This is a genomic window from Streptomyces sp. B3I8 (genome assembly GCF_030816915.1).
Lineage (GTDB): Bacteria > Actinomycetota > Actinomycetes > Streptomycetales > Streptomycetaceae > Streptomyces.
The window spans coordinates 25,787-42,234 of the sequence record NZ_JAUSYN010000001.1; the positions used below are offsets into that span (position 1 = coordinate 25,787).

Annotated in this window: 12 protein-coding genes and 2 pseudogenes; 6 read left to right on the forward strand and 8 right to left on the reverse strand. The window is 69.4% G+C overall.

Annotation, left to right across the window (positions count from 1 at the left end):
• Positions 1–32 precede the first annotated feature (32 nt).
• From QFZ64_RS00135 to QFZ64_RS00145, 3 genes are read right to left on the reverse strand one after another with little or no spacing between them, the layout of a single operon-like run.
• The gene (locus tag QFZ64_RS00135; protein WP_307061009.1) at positions 33–440 is read right to left on the reverse strand and encodes a DUF6262 family protein; all 408 of its coding nucleotides are present in this window, start codon (positions 438–440) and stop codon (positions 33–35) included.
• A complete protein-coding gene (locus QFZ64_RS00140) occupies positions 437–1,627 on the reverse strand; it encodes a hypothetical protein (RefSeq protein WP_307061011.1) in 1,191 nt (396 codons plus the stop codon). The genes QFZ64_RS00135 and QFZ64_RS00140 overlap by 4 nt, the downstream gene beginning before the upstream one ends.
• The gene (locus QFZ64_RS00145; RefSeq protein ID WP_307061013.1) at positions 1,617–2,792 is read right to left on the reverse strand and encodes a tyrosine-type recombinase/integrase; all 1,176 of its coding nucleotides are present in this window, start codon (positions 2,790–2,792) and stop codon (positions 1,617–1,619) included. The genes QFZ64_RS00140 and QFZ64_RS00145 overlap by 11 nt, the downstream gene beginning before the upstream one ends.
• A gap of 133 nt (positions 2,793–2,925) precedes the next feature.
• Between QFZ64_RS00145 and QFZ64_RS00150 the strand changes: the two genes are divergently transcribed.
• Together QFZ64_RS00150 and QFZ64_RS00155 are read left to right on the forward strand one after the other, a co-directional pair.
• Positions 2,926–3,240, forward strand: coding sequence for an HNH endonuclease family protein (locus QFZ64_RS00150; protein ID WP_373430526.1), 315 nt, complete (start codon positions 2,926–2,928; stop codon positions 3,238–3,240).
• A 353-nt stretch (positions 3,241–3,593) separates the two neighbouring features.
• A pseudogene (locus tag QFZ64_RS00155) lies at positions 3,594–4,292 on the forward strand (class I SAM-dependent methyltransferase); the annotation flags it as partial.
• Between the two features lie 56 nt (positions 4,293–4,348).
• Here the strand turns inward: QFZ64_RS00155 and QFZ64_RS00160 are convergent.
• The 3 genes from QFZ64_RS00160 to QFZ64_RS00170 all read right to left on the reverse strand — a co-directional run bounded on the left by QFZ64_RS00160 (position 4,349) and on the right by QFZ64_RS00170 (position 6,943).
• Entirely contained in the window at positions 4,349–5,170 is an 822-nt protein-coding gene (locus tag QFZ64_RS00160; protein WP_307061015.1) for a hypothetical protein, read from the reverse strand.
• Entirely contained in the window at positions 5,167–6,132 is a 966-nt protein-coding gene (locus QFZ64_RS00165) for a PIN domain-containing protein (RefSeq protein WP_307061018.1), read from the reverse strand. Before QFZ64_RS00165 ends, QFZ64_RS00160 begins: the two co-directional genes overlap by 4 nt.
• Positions 6,133–6,337: 205 nt before the next feature.
• Positions 6,338–6,943, reverse strand: coding sequence for a TIGR02391 family protein (locus QFZ64_RS00170; RefSeq protein ID WP_307061020.1), 606 nt, complete (start codon positions 6,941–6,943; stop codon positions 6,338–6,340).
• A gap of 471 nt (positions 6,944–7,414) precedes the next feature.
• Here QFZ64_RS00170 and QFZ64_RS00175 point away from each other — a divergent pair, with 471 nt between their 5' ends.
• Complete coding sequence (locus QFZ64_RS00175) at positions 7,415–8,776, forward strand: hypothetical protein (protein ID WP_307061023.1); 1,362 nt, start codon at positions 7,415–7,417, stop codon at positions 8,774–8,776.
• Positions 8,777–8,962: 186 nt separating this feature from the next.
• On the opposite strand, the gene QFZ64_RS00180 is transcribed toward QFZ64_RS00175, so the two are convergent.
• The gene (locus tag QFZ64_RS00180; RefSeq protein WP_307061025.1) at positions 8,963–9,610 is read right to left on the reverse strand and encodes a hypothetical protein; all 648 of its coding nucleotides are present in this window, start codon (positions 9,608–9,610) and stop codon (positions 8,963–8,965) included.
• 183 nt (positions 9,611–9,793) lie between these two features.
• Between QFZ64_RS00180 and QFZ64_RS35185 the strand changes: the two genes are divergently transcribed.
• Positions 9,794–10,093, forward strand: a complete 300-nt coding sequence (locus QFZ64_RS35185; protein WP_373430520.1) for a transposase — start codon at positions 9,794–9,796, stop codon at positions 10,091–10,093.
• 110 nt (positions 10,094–10,203) lie between these two features.
• Here the strand turns inward: QFZ64_RS35185 and QFZ64_RS00185 are convergent.
• Positions 10,204–13,503: pseudogene (locus QFZ64_RS00185) on the reverse strand (RHS repeat-associated core domain-containing protein); the annotation flags it as partial.
• 1,116 nt (positions 13,504–14,619) lie between these two features.
• Between QFZ64_RS00185 and QFZ64_RS00190 the strand changes: the two are divergent.
• Together QFZ64_RS00190 and QFZ64_RS00195 are read left to right on the forward strand one after the other, a co-directional pair.
• On the forward strand, positions 14,620–15,225 hold the full coding sequence (locus tag QFZ64_RS00190) for a TetR/AcrR family transcriptional regulator (protein WP_307061029.1): 606 nt from the start codon (positions 14,620–14,622) through the stop codon (positions 15,223–15,225).
• Complete coding sequence (locus QFZ64_RS00195; RefSeq protein ID WP_307061031.1) at positions 15,222–16,247, forward strand: aldehyde reductase; 1,026 nt, start codon at positions 15,222–15,224, stop codon at positions 16,245–16,247. The genes QFZ64_RS00190 and QFZ64_RS00195 overlap by 4 nt, the downstream gene beginning before the upstream one ends.
• Positions 16,248–16,448: the final 201 nt, after the last annotated feature.

The following is a 16,448-nucleotide window of genomic DNA, read 5'->3' on the forward strand; positions in this document are numbered from 1 at the left end:
CTGGTCCGAGAGACACACCCTTTTCTGCGGCCTCAGTCGGCCTCGTAGCGCGCCAACCGCCGACGCAGGTCGAGGTTCTCGCCCTGCGCGATTTCGAGGGCCTTGCGAAGGCTCGCCAACTCCTCACGGTGAGTCTCCTGCTGCCGCGTGAGGCGGGCACTCAGTGCTCTCACCGCGGCGGAGGTCGAGGAGTCACCCGACGCATCTGCGGGTGCGGCCGGAACAGACCCTCCCTTGGCACGGCGTCGCTCGATCTGCATCCGCAGTTCCGGGCTCCGGTAGAGAAAGTCGGTGCTCACTCCGGCCTGGCGGGCCACGGCGGTGAAGCTGATGGGCTTACCGACCTTGACCAGCTCGGCGAGGGCGGCGCGAGCCCGCTTCTCTGCTTCCCGAGTGCGGGCGTGGGTGGCATTGCGTAGGTGTTCGGGCAACGGCGTCATGCGGTCGGCTCCTGATGCTGGGCTGTGAACGGCGGCTCAGGGCGGTCTGCTGCGCCTGCCCCGCGAACCGCCCTCAGTTGTCCGTCCTCGTGGACGCTGACCTGGTCCAGGGCGACGAGGACCTTGCTCAGGGCGCGGGTCTCGGCGAGGCGGCCGGCGAGCACCGAGACCGCCTCAGCACGGTTGTCGTACATCCAGCGGTAGAACGCCTCGATGGTCACCAATGTGCTGCGGCGTACGTTCTTCGAGAGCCTGCCGCCCTTGTTCGGTCCGGTCATCGCGGTGTGGTTGTTGAGGGTGTCCACGAATCCGCTTAGCCAGGTCCGGAGTTGTTCCGGAGAGTCGACGAGTTGAGGGCCGGAGCAGCCGGCCTGGTCGATGTACCACTGGAGCCACTTCAGGTGGTCGAGGCGGCTCTTGACCGACGACCACACGTACCGTTCCGTGGTGAGCTGCACTGACAGCCACCACTTCGCGGCTTCCCGGAGCCAGTCCGTCGTGAGTTGGCTGAAGTTGGCGACGGCCCGGCCCCAGGGCTCGTGCTCGCGTTGCGGGATGCGCCGGTCCAGGCCGGGATTCCACACGTCCAGCCGCCACCACTCGCCGTCGTGGTAGGCGTGGGCCAGGCGGTCCTGCAGGTGCTTGACGCTGTGCAGCACATGCGTGACGAGCCTCCTGTTCCTCGACGGATCAGTCCGCATGACCGCCCGCTGCACTTCGCGCGCCCACTCCTCATGGGAAAGCGTTGTCAGCGACCTCGCCGAGCGCGCCTGCGGGCCGCCGTGCTCGATCGCAAGAGTCAATCCTCGCCTGAGTTCCTGGAACCGCTCGGTGGTGATGGCGTACCCCTCGGCCACTTGCTGATGGATACACCAGGCCAGCTCCCAGATCATGGGCTCGGGCAGCCCCTGGAAGCTGATCGCCTGGGTGAACCAGCCCTTCTCCCGGTCGATGACCTGTTTACGGAAGGCACTGCCGTAGTCCTCGGGCATGTTGGCGGAGTCGAAGTGGTCCCGCCGGTGCGCCTCCGGCAGGCTGTCCCACAGACGCCTCGCCTTCTCCTCGCTGAAGAGCCGGGCCACGGGCAGACGCGGATCTCGCTTGTCCTGCCGCTTGCGCTCCGGAGTCCGCGGCGACGGGACGGCCAAATCGTCGGCCACGGCATGGAGGGCCGACTCAGCCTTCATGACGGCTCCCCCAGGTTCGCGTGATCTTCTGCCAGTCCGCGCACGCGCGCAGCTCGGCGTCCTCGGTCACGTGGGCGTAGGTGTTGATGGTGGTCTGGATATCTGCGTGGCCGAGCCGCCGGCTGACCACATGCATCGGCACACCGGACAAGAGCAGGGCTGTGGCGTGCGTATGCCGGTACCAGTGCGGTGTCATGTGTGGCGGCAGCCCGGGTACGTCCTTCTTCCGCACTCCCAGGTGCTTGTAGACGCTCTCCGGCCGGAGCGGGGCGAACCGGGGCCCACGGCGCAGGTTGCAGAAGATGTACGCGTTGTCCCAGTCGTCCAGCTCGACATCGGCGCCTGCCTCGCACAGCGCCCAGACCCAGTCCCCATACAGACGGTCCAGGGCGGAGCCGATGAAGACGCGGCGGTGACCGCTCTTGGCCCGCAGGCCGTGCGGGTGGTCCTCGCGAGGGACGACCTCGACCTGTGCGGTCGTGCCCGTGCCGGTCTTCCAGTCACAGTGCCGTAGGCCGAGTGCCTCGCCGAGCCGCAGCCCGGTCTCCTCCAGCAGTGTCCACAGCAAGCGGTACCGCAGCTCGCCCGACCAGACTGCGCCCGCTGCGTCCCAGGACGCTTCCGCGTCGCGGATCACCGCCATCTGAGCGGGCAGCAGCACCGGCACCGGCTTCGTCCGTACACGGATCTTGACCACGCTCGAACGGCGTCCGGTCCTGCGCGCCACGTGCTCCAGGAACGGAAGGTAACCGCCCGGCCTGGCCCGCACCGTCTCGTACAGCCGGCCGGCGACCTCGACCCCGCGCGCGGCGTGATAGTGGTAGAAGCCCATGACTGCGCGGGCCCGGTTCGCCACAGTGGCGTCAGCCATCCGCGTCCGCCCGTGAAGCACCACCACCTCTTCGGCTACCTCTCCGCGGCGCAACTGACCTACGAACGTTCCGAGTTCAGTGATCCCAACCGCGTCCCACGCCTGCGCCCGCCGCTCCAGAAACGTCCACCACAACGCGAGCGCCCGGGCATAGCTCTTCACGGTGTTGGGCGAGCAGTCCCTCGATCTCAGGTACTCCAGGTACTGCTCGACCGGCTCCGCGACACGGAAGTCCTCGCCAAGGACCGTCCACGTCACGCCTTCACTCATGGCCACCCGCTGCGTACTGGCCACCGCGCCCCTCCGTCACCACTGTCAGCGGCACATCACCGCTACACCGGATAACGCACCGCTCACAGAGAGGACACGGCCCGCATCACCTACGTCACAGACGTCAGCGGCATCCATCCAGAGGTACGGATAACACCTGGTTCCGCTCGCCGAGGCCTGGGACTCCGGCGCCGACGCCTGGACCGCGGCCGAACGCGAGGCTTACGCCAACGACCTCGGGGACGCGCGAGCGCTGATCGCCGTGTCGGCGACCTCGAACCGGTCGAAGGCGGACCAGGACCCGGCCACATGGCTGCCCCCGGCCACCGGCTACCACTGCCAGTACGTCACCGACTGGATCGCCGACAAAACCCGCTGGAGCCTGACCGTCGACACCACCGAACACGAGGCCCTCGCCGACCAGCTCAGCCGGTGCCCCAACACCCCCATCACCGTGACCCCCGCCCGCTGACCCTCGGCATGCCACCGGGGCGGCGCACACCCACCACAGCGGCCCGGGGCGCGGGCAAGAGCGCCGCCAGGCCTTGGCGACGCCCCGACTGCGGCAGTTGAACGGGCTGGCGCACCACGCCCTGCCAGCCGTCGCGGACGAAGAACGCGGACGATTCGCCACCCTCGTCCGGACCGTGGAAACTCACCACCGGCGGCAAGCCGGGGACACCTCTGCTCCGGCTCCGTACCGGCCGGCGCTGTCAGTGCCGCGCCGTAGGGTGCCGGGCATGGCCCGTTCCTGGACACGACTGCATGAGCACGCCCGGGTGAGATTCCAGCGAACCGGCCCGCGGCCCGGTCGCGGCCGCCAGGATGGGCCGGGTGACCACCAGCACCGCAGACCTCTGGCACTACTACGGTCGCGCCCGCGCCACCAGTGACCGCGCCGTTCCCGACACCTTCTACTGGAGTTGGGGCCAGGACGCCGGGCCTGGCCCCGAAATCCTCGGCGACCTGACCGGCCGCAGTGTGGGCGACCTCGGCGCCGGAACAGCCCGGCACGCAGCACACCTGGCGGTCCATCACCAGCCCGCCCAGGTCATCGCCATCGACGCCTCACCCGCCCAGCACGCCATGGCAACCGACCTCTACGCACGCCTCGCCCCGCGTCTGCGCATCGTGCAGTCCGGCGCGGTGCCCCACCTGCAGGCGATGACCGGCACGTACGACGTGCTGTACAGCGTCTTCGGCGCCGTGGACTTCACCGACCCACGCGAGCTGCTGCCCGCGGCGGTAGCCGCCCTCAAGCCGGGCGGACGACTGGTGTTCGCAACTCTCGCCCACTACCTGAACGGGGCACCTGCCCAGCCCGATGCCGTGGCTGCCGACATCCCGGCAAAGACACCGGACGGCGAAACCATCACAATGCGCCGCTGGGTTCTGCAGGAGCAGGTGTGGACCAAGCTGCTCAACGAGGCCGGATTCACCCACATCACCGTTGACGTGCTGCCCGCCGTCACCGGCGGGCTGCGCACCGCCGACACCCTGCTGGTGAGCGCGTACCACCCGTCCTGGAACAGGGCCCGGCTCCCGCCAGCGACCTGCGGAAGCCGGGCGCGGCGAGGGGTTCACGTCCACGAGGCGCTGAACAGGGCGTATTCGATAAGGTCGGGCGCAGCGTCGGGCGGCCAGGTACCCGCTGCCGCTGCTTGGCTGGCAGCCGCCTGCATGAAGGAGAGGTAGACCGCGTAGCGGTGCGGTGACCAGTTCCTGTCCCGCCAGACCCAGTTGGCGATCGAGCCGTCGGGGTCGTGGCCGGTCTCCCGGCCGACCGCCTGGGCCAGGGACCGCAGACGCCGGGCCAGAACCCGGTCGAGGACGAGCGGCTGGGGGCCGGTTGCCGACGGAACCGTCTTGCCGGCGAAGTACAGGAACTTGGTGTAGAACGACGGACCGAACCAGGGAACGAGGCTCTGAAGCCCCGCGTAAGCAGCTTCTGCGCTGTGCTCGCTCAACGTGGTGACCGCATGGGCCAGTGCGGTATCCAGACTCTCGGCGGCCAGGATCTTTTGCAGGGAGGCGGGGCCGCTGCCGCTGGGGGAGCCGCGTTTCCCCTTCCCCCACACGTAGGTCGCGACCAGGGCCTCCCTGAAGGCCTCACGCCGCAGCGCGTCTGCGACGGCCGAGGCCACCTCCGCCCGGCTGACCGCCGCGTCACCGCCTGCGGAGGTAGGCGCCAGCGCCTTGGGCCACGGAGTGATCTGCGCCCACCGGCCGGGCGTGTAGCGGACGAAATGCGCGCCGGGTGTCCCGTCCGCGTAAGCCGACGCGTTCACCTCCCACCAGCGGCCCAGCGCCCGTACAACGGAACCGGGCAGCAGGCGAGCGGCCATCTCGCGGTCCACCGCGTCCGCACGTTCCTGGCGGCCCCGCCCGTCCCGTTCGTTCACGAGCCGCTCCCCGCCTGACGTGCCGCCGAGCTGAGGGAGGACGCGGCGGATTCCTTCGGGTCGGGCTGCTTTGACACGCCCCCGCCCGGCACGAGCTCGGCAGCCGCCTGTTCCAGTTCCTGCCGGCGAAGCTCGCCGCCCTCGATCAGGTACGTGTCGGGCAGGGGCCGTGCAGGCAGCCCCCAGGCGCGGGCGCGGGTCCGTACGCCGATGTCGCGGCTGACGACGACCACCTCCGCGGGAGCGACGGCCTGGTGCAGACGCAGCGCCGAGGCCACCAACTCGTCGTCCGGCACGGCAAGGCGGGCGTGCCCGGGCTCATCGGCCGCGATGAACACCGGGGTCCCGTCGTCCGCGGTCGCCTTCTCGGGCCCTGCTTCCAGCACCGCTTCCAGCAGCCGGAACACGCCACGCGCCCGCCGGGAGATCTTCTTGTCCCCGGTCTGGTAGCTCTTGGCGTCGATCTCGTCGACCACGACGTGCGGCACCATGACCGCGGTGCCCTTCCCGAACACCTTGTGCCAGGGGACCTTGTCGAACCGCGTGAAGTGCAGCGTGGTGTTCGTGTCCAGCACCGCGTACCGGACCGCGCCGACGCGTCCGTACCGCTCCTGCAGGGCACGGACCCGGTTGGCCACGGATCTGAAGTAGTCCTGGAGCTCGGCGATTTCCACGTACATCATCAGCAGGGCCTCGTCCAGCGGAGCGGTGAGGATCGCCCGGTAGCGGCCCGCACGGAGCTGTCCCGCGATCTCCCGGTCGCTGAACCGCCGGTCGAGCTCCTCGGCGGCCTTCCAGGTCCACTCGTCGTACCGCCTGCGCACGGCCCGCATCTCGGCCTCGGCATCCGCGCCGGTCCTCATCATGTGAGGCAGCCGGATGGAGACATCGTTCAGCCCGGCCGCAAGCTCGTTGTCCAGGAAATTGATTGCGTCGGTGCAGGTCGTTCCGGCTCTCAGCATGTCCTTGTTCTCTCCCCCCGATGGGGCTCGGCGTGCCCCATCGGGCTCATCCTGCCAGCGGTCGGCACCCGAACCCTGTTCGAATAGGGCCGCACCGCCCTAGGGAGTGAAGGGCGGCCCATCAGGAGCGTGCCCGCCTGCGCGGGAAGGGTTCGGCAACGCTGCGCCCAGTGCAACACAGGTACGCGTTGCACTGACCACGGCATCAGGGGATGACGTGCGCGCTGTCGAGCCGTCGGTGCACCATCGACAGCGTGGTGAGCAGTTCCAGCAGTTCCTCGTCGGTGACCGTGCGGTGAAGGCACGGCTCATGTGCGGCCGGGTTGCGGTACATGCTGAACAGGCCCTTGACCAGGTTCGCCAGCCCCTTCTGCTCATCCAGCTCGGGCCCTGTGGTGTTCGCGTTGATGGCTACACGGGCCGTTCCCTGGCCGGGCATGAGTACCGTGTCGACCAGCCGCGCCCCGTCCAGGCCCTGGCCGGCGAGGGTCCGCAGCCGGTCGGCCACCGACTTGACCGCCTCCAGGCTGGCGTGGAAGGGGTTCTTTGCCAGGATCTCCAGGGTGCAGTAGCGCAGCACCTCCGGGTGGGTAGAGCGGCGGCGCAGCTCGGCCCGCAGGGAACTGGCATGGCGTGCGGCCTCGTTCAACGTGGCGGCCGCCGGCCCCCTGGCGACCTGTTCCCGGTCGTTGACCCGCAGCCCGACGTGGACGAGGACCTCGTTGAGGTCGTCCTGCCGGGTGAGAACGTGTGCGGTTGCTGGACGTAACGCACTGGGACCATCGCCTCTTTGATGAACGCGATCACGCAATTCGACACCCCCTGGCGCGCCTGCTGCGCCAGCAGCGCTGCGGCCAGCCGGTCCCGCTTGTTGCCGCCGTCGGCGTCCGGCACCTTCACGGCGGCCAGCAGCTGCCCGATCTCCCGTCCGGTCAAGCCGTGAGCGGTGTCGCCGAGCACACCTGCCACCGCCGTGACGACCGTTGCCGGCCAGGGCTCATGACGTGTTGCCATATGCCGTCCCTTTCCCCTCGTCTCGTGGCCAAACGACCAGGATGACGCGGGCGTGAGGCGCAGATCCCCGCTTTCTCTGTTCATGGCTGCGGTGTGTGCGGCACAGCGGCTGCCGGCCGGAGTGCTGCCCGGCGTGGCTATCTCGCCAACTCACCCCTGTGGAACCTGTCTCGAAATAGCTGTACCGATCGGCTTTCCAGTCGTGTACTACTGGGCAGCAATAGCGCTGTAGTCAAGTACAGCACTTGAGTTGAGGAGGGGAACAACGTTGGTCTACGACATTCGTCCGCTCGCCAACGGCCTGCGCACGGACCATCCGGTGCCCGGTCTGCCGTTCGTCGACGACTCGCACCTGCCGCTCGACGATGGCCCGGACGCCATCGAGGCCGTCGGCCGGAACAAGGGCGAGGGCATGTGGGGCCGTTGCGACCCCTCCCGTGAAGGAGGATGGCTGGCCTTCACCACCGACCCGATCGCCCACCACCTGGGCTGGGCCGTGCGCCACCACCCCGACCACGGCCGCACCGTGCTCCTGCTGCGCGACGAGGACACCGCCAGCCTGCACGCCTACTGGGCCGGGGCTCCGCTGCTGTTCCGGGCCGGCGGCTATTGGTGGGACGGCGACGCCTGGTACCGGCCCGGCCAGGTCTGGGACCCGGTCACCGAGGACTACGCACGCAACACCGCACGCGCCACCGTCACCGTCCACGCCGCCGACCTGCTCGACGGCCGAGCCCACCCCCACCGCGCGCACGTGCACAAGGTCGCCGCCTTCGATCCGGCCACCGCACAACCGGATGACTGGCTCGACAACCTGACCCGGTGGGCGCAGCACCACCAGAAGCAGGACGACCCCCTGCCGCTCGACGCTTGCGTCGTCGACCTGGCCAGTCCCGAACTCGCAGGGGACCGGCTCCTCGGCGTGCCCGAGATGGCAGCGCTCGGCGGCATCACGGCCTCCACCCTGCGGGGTTACCTTTCCCGAGGCGAAAACGACGTGCCCCTGCCTCAGGCGACCGTCGGCGGCCGCGCTCAGTGGTCGCGTCCGGTAGCCGAAGACTGGGCTGAAGCCCGGCGCCGCTCCTCCGAGGGGCTCAGCGATGCCATGTCGGCCGGAGACCGGCACCATCTCGCTCCGGGGGCGGCCCAGATCCGTGACCGTTTCAGCGAGAGCTTCTTCAGCCTCCTATGGAAGCGGCCCAGCATCCGCAAACGGTGGGTCCTGCGCCACCGCAACGAGCCGAGCGTGCGGGAGGTGGCCGACCAACTCGCCTTCGAGGTCGCCGACGGCCTCCGGCAGATCATCCCCACCGACGCCCTCGGACCGACCCTCCGCCACGCCGTTCTGGAGGACTTCGCCACCTCGCTGCGCTCCCAAGAGCGCCGGGGCGGTCAGCTCAAGGGCTTCGACCTCATCCTGTCGGTGCCTCTGGCGAAGATGCTCAGCTGGTTCATCCAGCACTTCCCGACCTCGGCCCAGTGGTACGTCGGCGAGATCATGGGCGAGGCAGACCAGCAGCTCGGCATCCCTGCCCAGGTGTCCGGCGAAGCCCTGCGGCGCTCGGCGACCACGAACGGGGAACTCGACGCCCAGGCCGCGAAGGAGTTCTTCTCCCGCGTCGTGCCGTGAGAACCGGAGAACTGAAACCTCGAGCGGACACGGAGGAGGGCCGGGAGCCATCGACAGTGACTCTCCCGCTCGCTCTGGGTTCAGCTCAATGCGCACGCGCTCTACGAGACCCTCCACCGCGGCCGCAACACCGTCAGCGAACGACGTAGACCGGGCAGGTCGGCTGGCGCCGTGGGCGGATCTGACTCAGTCAACGAGCGCTTCCCGTAGGCGGGGGTCGCTTATGCCTTCCCAGCCGCTGTAGGCGAAGGATTCTTTGTCAGCGATGTGGACCAGTGCACGGAGGCTTTTCCGCAGGAGGCCGGCGTCGCCTGCGAAGAGCGCCTCCCGCATGGCGTCGTCGCGGGTGATGGCCACCAGGGCGGGCTCGGTCCGTTGCGTGTAGTAGCGCGCGAAGTTGGTGTAGAAGTTCCGGGAGTCGGTGATACCGGTCTCGCCCATGACGACGAGCGCGCCGAGGGCGTCGAACTGGCACAGACTGTTGAGGACGGTGTCGTCGTCGGCTGATGTGCCCGGGTGCAGAGCGGGGACTTCGCGCACCACATTGTGCGCTCCGGCGATCAATCCTGAGCTGTGGGTTCCCTCGGAATTGAGCATGCCTGCCCGAGCGGCGTTCGTCAGGCCGTGTCGCAGCCAGCTGCCATGCCAACTGAACCCATGGTCCGTGCCACGCTGATATGCAAGGAGGCGGATCGTGGGCCACTCCTTCAGACGTACCGCGAGACCGCCGAGACCGTAGGCGCGGTCCAGCACTGCCAGCCAGACTTGCGGGCTGGTCAAGGCTGCAGAGTGGTTTGAGGGGAGTTCGTTGCCCTGGTTGTAGACGGCCAGCAAGATCCCGATCCCTCGAGCAGCCCACTGGGTCCGCTCATGGGTCAGGCCTATTGCGATCAGGCTGGCGATGCGGTTCAGCAGGGTGGGTAGATCCTCGGGGGCGTTGGCTATGGGCCTTGACCCTTGATCTTGGACACACGAGACACTGGATCCTGAGGATCTGAGAACGGACATCTCGTGGTCATGAAGAACTATCCGCCGCAGTTCAAGGCGGACGCGGTCGCGCTGTACCAGTCGCGGCCCGAGGCGACGATCAGGCAGGTCGCCGCCGATCTGGGGATCAACCCCGAGACCCAGCGGAACTGGGTTCGGGCGGCCGGGGCGAGCCGGCCCCGGGGGCGCCGGGCGGAGGTGCCGGCCGAGCCGTCGACGCCGTTGGAGGCGGAGAACGCCGCTCTGCGGAAGAAGGTCCGTGAGCTGGAGGAAGAGCGCGAGATCCTGCGGAAGGCGGCGAAGTATTTCGCCGGGGAGACGCGCTGGTGAACCGCTTCCACGCAGCGGGTCTTACTGTCGCACGAGCGTTTGATGCCGACGCACGAGTATTTCGTGCAGTGCTTTTGGCTGCGGCTCTTGATGGTGGTGCCGGTGAGGTCGCTGGCGTTCTGCGGGTCAGCGCAGGCGTAGTCGTAGGCGTTGCAGCTGCCACCGACGACCGGGTCGGTGGACAGGAAGCGTCCGGTGGAGGGGTCGTAGAGGCGTACGCCCATGAGGACGAGCCCGGAGAGGGCGTCGCTGGAGCGTTGCTGTGCTCCGTGCCAGGCGTAGCGGGTGGCTGCGGTGGCGGTCGTGCGGTGGTTTCCGTACTCGTCGGTGTCCAGGACAGCCGGGGCGACGGCGGTGTCTGCAGGCAGGCGCAGGCTGATGTCGCCGTGCAGGTTGCTCAGGAGCAGTACGAGGCCGCTCGTCTTGGTGGTGGCAACGAGCTGGCTGTCGAGGCCGATGACGTTGCGGGTGAGGGCGCCGCTGGCGTCCTCGGTGATCCAGCGAGGGCTGTCGCCGTCGGAGGAGTAGTGGTTGGTGCGGGTGGACTGGGTGGCCCAGGTCCCGGCGGTGTTGGTTTCGGCGGTGTAGGCGCGCGGCCGCTCGGCGGGGTCCAGGGTCCAGGTCTGGCGCTGGGTGGTGGTGCTCTGCTGCTGGACGAGGTCGTTGGCGTAGTAGGCGAGAGTGTTGGCGGGGGTGGCGGTGGTACGTCCGAAGGCGTCGTACACGTAGCCGGTGTTCACGAGCCGGTCGGCGCTGTCGTAGGTGTAGGTGCTGGTGGAAGCGCCGCTGGTGGTGCAGTCGGCGTTGACCGCCGCGGCGGCGGTGGCAAGCTTGGTGCGGTTGGAGTTGGCGTCGAAGGTGTAGGTCCGGGTGGTGCAGACGGCGTCCGGGGTGGTGTCCTGGACCCCGGTGAGGCGTCCGGCCTTGTCGTAGGAGTAGGCCTGGGCCGCGGTGACACCGGGGGTGCCGGCATGGGTGGCCTGCTGGTCGTGGACGGTGGTGGTGACGGTGTCGGACAGGACGACGGTGGCGTCGCTGTCCCGGGTGTAGGTGCGCGTGACCGCGGAGCCGGTGGGGTCATACTGCTGGGTGAGGGTGTAGCCGCCGGGCAGACTCTGGCTGGTGAGGTCGCCGTCCGCGTTGTAGCGGGCGGCGAAGGTGCCGGCGACGGAGTCCGTGACGGACGTGGGGTTGCCGCGGGGGTCGATGGCCGGGTCGTAGCCGTAGGTGGTGGTGGACGGCGCACTGTCGGTGAGGGTGGTGGGGCGGTCGAGCTGGTCGTAGCGGGTGGTCGTGGTGGCGCTGTCGGCGTCGGTGTAGCTGATCTCCCGGCCGAGCTGGTCGTAGCTCTTGGTGATCTTGCCGGCGTTGGTGGTCTGGGTCAGGGGCAGGTCGTAGGCGGTGGTCGCCACCGGGACCGCGGCCCCGAGGCCGCCTGTGATGGTGCGGATGGTCTGCCGGCCTGCCGTGTCGTAGCCGATCGTCGTGGTGCGTGTCGTCGTCCCGGCGGTGACGGTGGTGACGGTGGGCTGGCCGTACAGGCCGTATTGAGTGGTCGTGACGGGGCGTGCCGTCGGGTTGCTGCCGCCGCCGGTGACGGCTGCGGCGGAGCTGGTCTGGCACGGGGAGTCGGCCCATTCGGGGCGCTGTGCGCAGGTGCCGGTGCCGTCGGGGGTGTAGTAGGTGCTGGTGGTGGTTCCGGCGTCGGAGCCGGAGGAGGCGGGCAGGGTGCTCTTGGTGACGCGGCCCTGGCTGTCGTAGGCGGTGGTGGAGGTGATGGCCAGGCCGCCGGGGTCCTGGACGGTGGAGGTGGCCAGGCCCTTGGTCCAGTCGTAGCCGGTGGTGGTGCGCGCGTCGGCGGCCTGGGTCGGCCAGCTGCGGAGCTGGGCGCTGACGGTCTTCTTCGTGAGCTGGTGGCTCACGACCGCGGTGCCGTTGGTGGGCCGCCCGTCGTCGTAGGAGTTGGCGGTGTGCGAGCGGGCGACCATCTGGGATCCTGCGGCCGCATAGGTGGTGGTTCCGCTGGTGAGATCACGCTCCAGGGTGATGGCGTGCAGCGGGCCGTAGGCGTCGGTCTCCAGGGTGCCGTCGGCGTTGAAGACGGAGGTCTCGGACAGCAGTTGGGCGCGTTCAGCTGAGGGCAGGGCGATGATGCCCAGCGTGGTGAGGGTCGTTTTCGTCGCCGCGGTGGCGCCGAGGGCGAGTTCGCGGTTGCCGGCGGACAGGGTCCGCACGGTGTTGCCGAACCGGTCGTACTCGGTGACGGCGAGGCGCCCGCCGGGTGCGGCGGAGTTGACCTCGTGGCCGGAGGCATTGAGGTAGTACACGTTGGCGCGGCTGTAGGCGTTGGCGGCCAGCGTCGTGCCGTCGTGGCTGGAGGGGACCTGGTCGGCGGGGTAGATGGCGGTGCCGTCGGTGGGCAGGTCGCTCTGGCCCCACGCGGACACGGTCGCCGAGGCGAGGTCCACGGGCGCGGAGGCGCCGGTGAGGGGCACGTCGTAGACGATGCTGGTGGTGGCGGTGCCGTTGGTCTGCGAGGCACTGCCGGGGGTGAGAGTGGCGCGGGAGACGCTCAGCAGCATGCCCTCCCCCGCCGACGGGGTGGAGGCGGCGTTGCCGTAGGAGAAGGTGTAGGGCAGCTGCCCCGGCGGGGTGACAGAGGTGACGCGGCCCGCGCTGTCGTAGGCGTAGGCGGTTTTCAGCGCCGGGCTGATCCGGGGGTCCCACGCCTCGCGCAGCCTGCCGTCACTGTCGTAGGCGTAGCGAGCGACGGTCGTGGCGGTGGCGGCACTGGCACCGGGCGCGGTGGCCCACAGGCGCAGCGATGACACCTGCCCGGTGTAGTCGCCGACCGCCGATGCGGTGGCGGTGGTGGAGGTGGCGTAGACGAAGTCGAGCACCCGGCAGCCCTTGGTGGCCGGCGTTGCGGTGCAGGCCGCGATGGTGGTGGCGGTCGTCGCGGCGATGATCTGCTTGGGCCGGGTCACTGTGCTGCTGCCGGCCGCCTCACTGATGACGGCGGTGGTGGAGTTGGCCAGACCGTCCGCGAGGGCGCTGGTGACCGTCCAGTTCACCGCGCTGCTGGTGGCCTTGGCGAAGGTGATGACGGCGCCATCGGTATCGGTGAGGGTGAAGTCACCGGAGACGAAAGCGCCTTGGAGGGTGAGGGTCTCCGCCCCTGTCTGCGGTGTCCAGGCGCCGGAAGCCTTTGCAGTGAAGCTGACAGTGCTGCCGTCGGCCTTGACGACGTCCAGCGAGGTCGCGGAGGTCTTCGCGATGTGGGTGTAGTCGGAGGCCACGCTCTCGGCGGCGGTGCCGGCCAGCCACTCGTCACCGAAGATCGCAGCCCGGCCCTCCTGCTGTCCCCCTGCCTGCGGGCTGCGTGAGGACGCAGTGCGAGTGATGGACATACCGAAAGCGCTGGCGTCGGTGCCCGACAGCGAGAAGTCGCCGGTGAGCAGGTTCAGTGACCCGGGACCGACCTCCTCGCTGTCGGCGTAGTCGGCGTTGTGGTCGACCACGATCTCGATGAGATCGCTGGAGGCGGTAGCTCCTCCGCTGCCGGTGAAGTCGGCGCGCAACTGAACCGCTCCGTCGGGATCGACGGTGTCGGTCGTGTTCCACGTCAGCGCTGGGGACTTGCCGCTGCTCAGCGCGACCGGCCAGCTGGAGAGAGCGCTGCCGTCCCGCAGCACGTCGGAGGCCGGGATGGCAGTCCACTCGGCGGCCGTGCCGCGGCGCCAGGAGAAGGTCACGGCGTTGTAGGCAGCGCTGTCCGCCTCGGCCGCCAGGGGCAGCCGGGCCGCGGTGCTGGTGCCGTCGTCGGGGCGGGTGACACCGCCCGGCCCGACATGGAAGGTGTACTCGACGGTGTCGGACTTGTTGTCAGCCCTGTCGCTGGTGCGTACTTCCACGCTCTGCGTGCCTGCCTGCTTCGGCGTCACAGTGAACGTGCGCGGACTCGTGGTGCCCCCGGTCGGGATGGACGTCCAGGTGTCGCCGTCGTCCGACCACTCGATGGCGTTGTGGTCCCCGGACGGCGGGGTGACGGTGAACGTGCCGGCCTGCCCGACGCCCTTGACCCAGCTGAGCCGTTCACGGCTTCCTCCCGTTCACCGGGTCGGTGCAACTCTCGCGAGACATACGGAACCAGCTCTCGGGCGCCGTGGCCACGGCCTCCAATCGACCCGGCCTGGCACCGCCAGTCGCCACCCCTTCACCGCACGCAAGCAGAACGGCGACCGCCGTGGTGCTGACCGTCGCTGTGAGGCGGCCCGGTCCAGAGCTGCTCGGGCCGGACGCTTCATCTACGGCAGCTCGTGGCCGTCGCACCGCCGACCACAAAGTGGCTGCTCATGAGTGCCGTCCCGCGCCGCCGCGAGCACTCTGCCTGGCATCGGGCATCCCAAGGTCGCCATGTGGTGCGGGTGCTGTTTTCTGACCCTCTGGGGTACCGGCTCGCCGCTGCGAATGTTATACATGACTGACCACTCAGTCGTTTATAGGAGGCGTCGATGCCACGGACCTTGAGCGACCAGCGCCGCGCGGCGGTACTGAAGGCTGCGACACGGGCGATCGCGCGCGACGGACTGGCGGCGTCGACCGCCTCGATCGCGGCAGAGGCGGGACTCTCGGTCGGCTCGTTGTTCAACTACTTTCCGACGAAGGCGGTGCTGCTCAACGAGCTGTACCTCTGCCTGAAGCGCGACCTGGCCGCCGCGGTGGTCGAGCCGCCCATTCCTGACGGCTCCTTGGGGGAACGCGCCTGGGAGGGCTGGCGGCGGTGGATCCGATGGGGAGCGGCCGATCCCGACAAGCAGCGGGTGCTGATGCTGTGCGATGCCTCCCATGAACTGACCGATCAGACCCGTCGTGACGGTGTCGCCACCATGCGGGGCGCCGACTCGCTCTTCGCGGAAGCGCAGGCGCGCGGGCCCTTCGCCGACCAGCCCCTCGAGTTCCTCGTGGCCACGGTGGGTGCCCTGGCGGCCACGACCATGGAAGCTGTGTCGCGCGAGCCCGAAGAGTTCGACAGCCGCTGCCGTGCGGGCTTCACCGCGGTGTGGGGAGCGATCAGGACGGGGGGCCGGTCTTCCGATACCGGTACGGACAAGAAAAGGAACCGGTCATGACGGACTCCCGAGTGCTCGTCACGGGCGGCAGCGGCTTCCTCGCCGCGCACTGCATCCTGCGCCTGCTGGAGGAGGGCTTCCAGGTGCGCACCACCGTGCGCTCCGAACGCGGCGCCGACCGCGTCCGCTCGATGATCGCCGCGGGCGGCAGCACGGCCGCAACCGACGTCGAGGCTGTGCGGGCGGATCTCACCACGGACGACGGATGGGACGCCGCTGTCGCCGGCTGCGATTACGTACTGCATGTCGCCTCGCCCTTTCCCGCCACACCGCCCGCCGACGAGAGCGACCTGATCGTGCCGGCCCGCGAGGGCACGTTGCGCGTGCTTCGTGCCGCACTGCGCGGCGGCGTCAAGCGGGTCGTGTCGACCTCGTCGTTGGCAGCGATCGACTACGGGCACGCGCCGACGACCACGCCCTACGACGAGACGATCTGGACCGACCTCACCGGCCACGGCGTGACCGCGTACGCCAAGTCCAAGACGCTCGCCGAGCGCGCCGCGTGGGACTTCGCGGACCGTGCGGGCCTCGAGCTGGCGGTGGTGAACCCGGTCGGCATACTCGGGCCGGTACTCAGTAGCGACTACGGCACCTCCGTGGGGACGATCGCGCTCCTGCTCGACGGAGGTATCCCTGTGCTGCCGCGAGCCACGGTCGGGATCGTCGATGCCCGCGATGTCGCCGATCTCCACGTGCGCGCGATGACGCACCCCGCCGCCGCAGGCGAACGCTTCATCGCAACTGCCAAGCTGATGACCCTCCCCGAGATGGCGCGGACGCTGCGGGACGGGCTCGGGGAGGCAGCGCGCAAGGTCCCCACCAGGACCATCCCCGACTGGATCGTGCGAATCGCCTCCGTGTTCGACGACAACGTCCGCCTGAGCCTGTCGATGCTCGGCACCCCACGCGACGCGACGAGCGCCAAGGCGCAGCGCGTGCTCGGATGGGCGCCGCGTTCGCCGGAGCAGGCCCTGCTCGCGACCGCACAGAGCATCCTCGCCTTCAAAACCCGCGAATCCTGACCGCACCGCCCCTGCCGTCCTCACCAGCGATCAGGAGCGAACGCCACGGCCCGGCCTCGCCCAACCCCAGGTGAACGAGGCCGCAGGAGTCCGCTGCTCCGCTTCCACGAGCACGCCGGCTCAGCAGACCATGCCCGTCGAGGAGCCGCAGGCCGGCGTCGGTGAGGTTGGGCACCCCGCCGCCCCGGAAGCCGGTCCAGC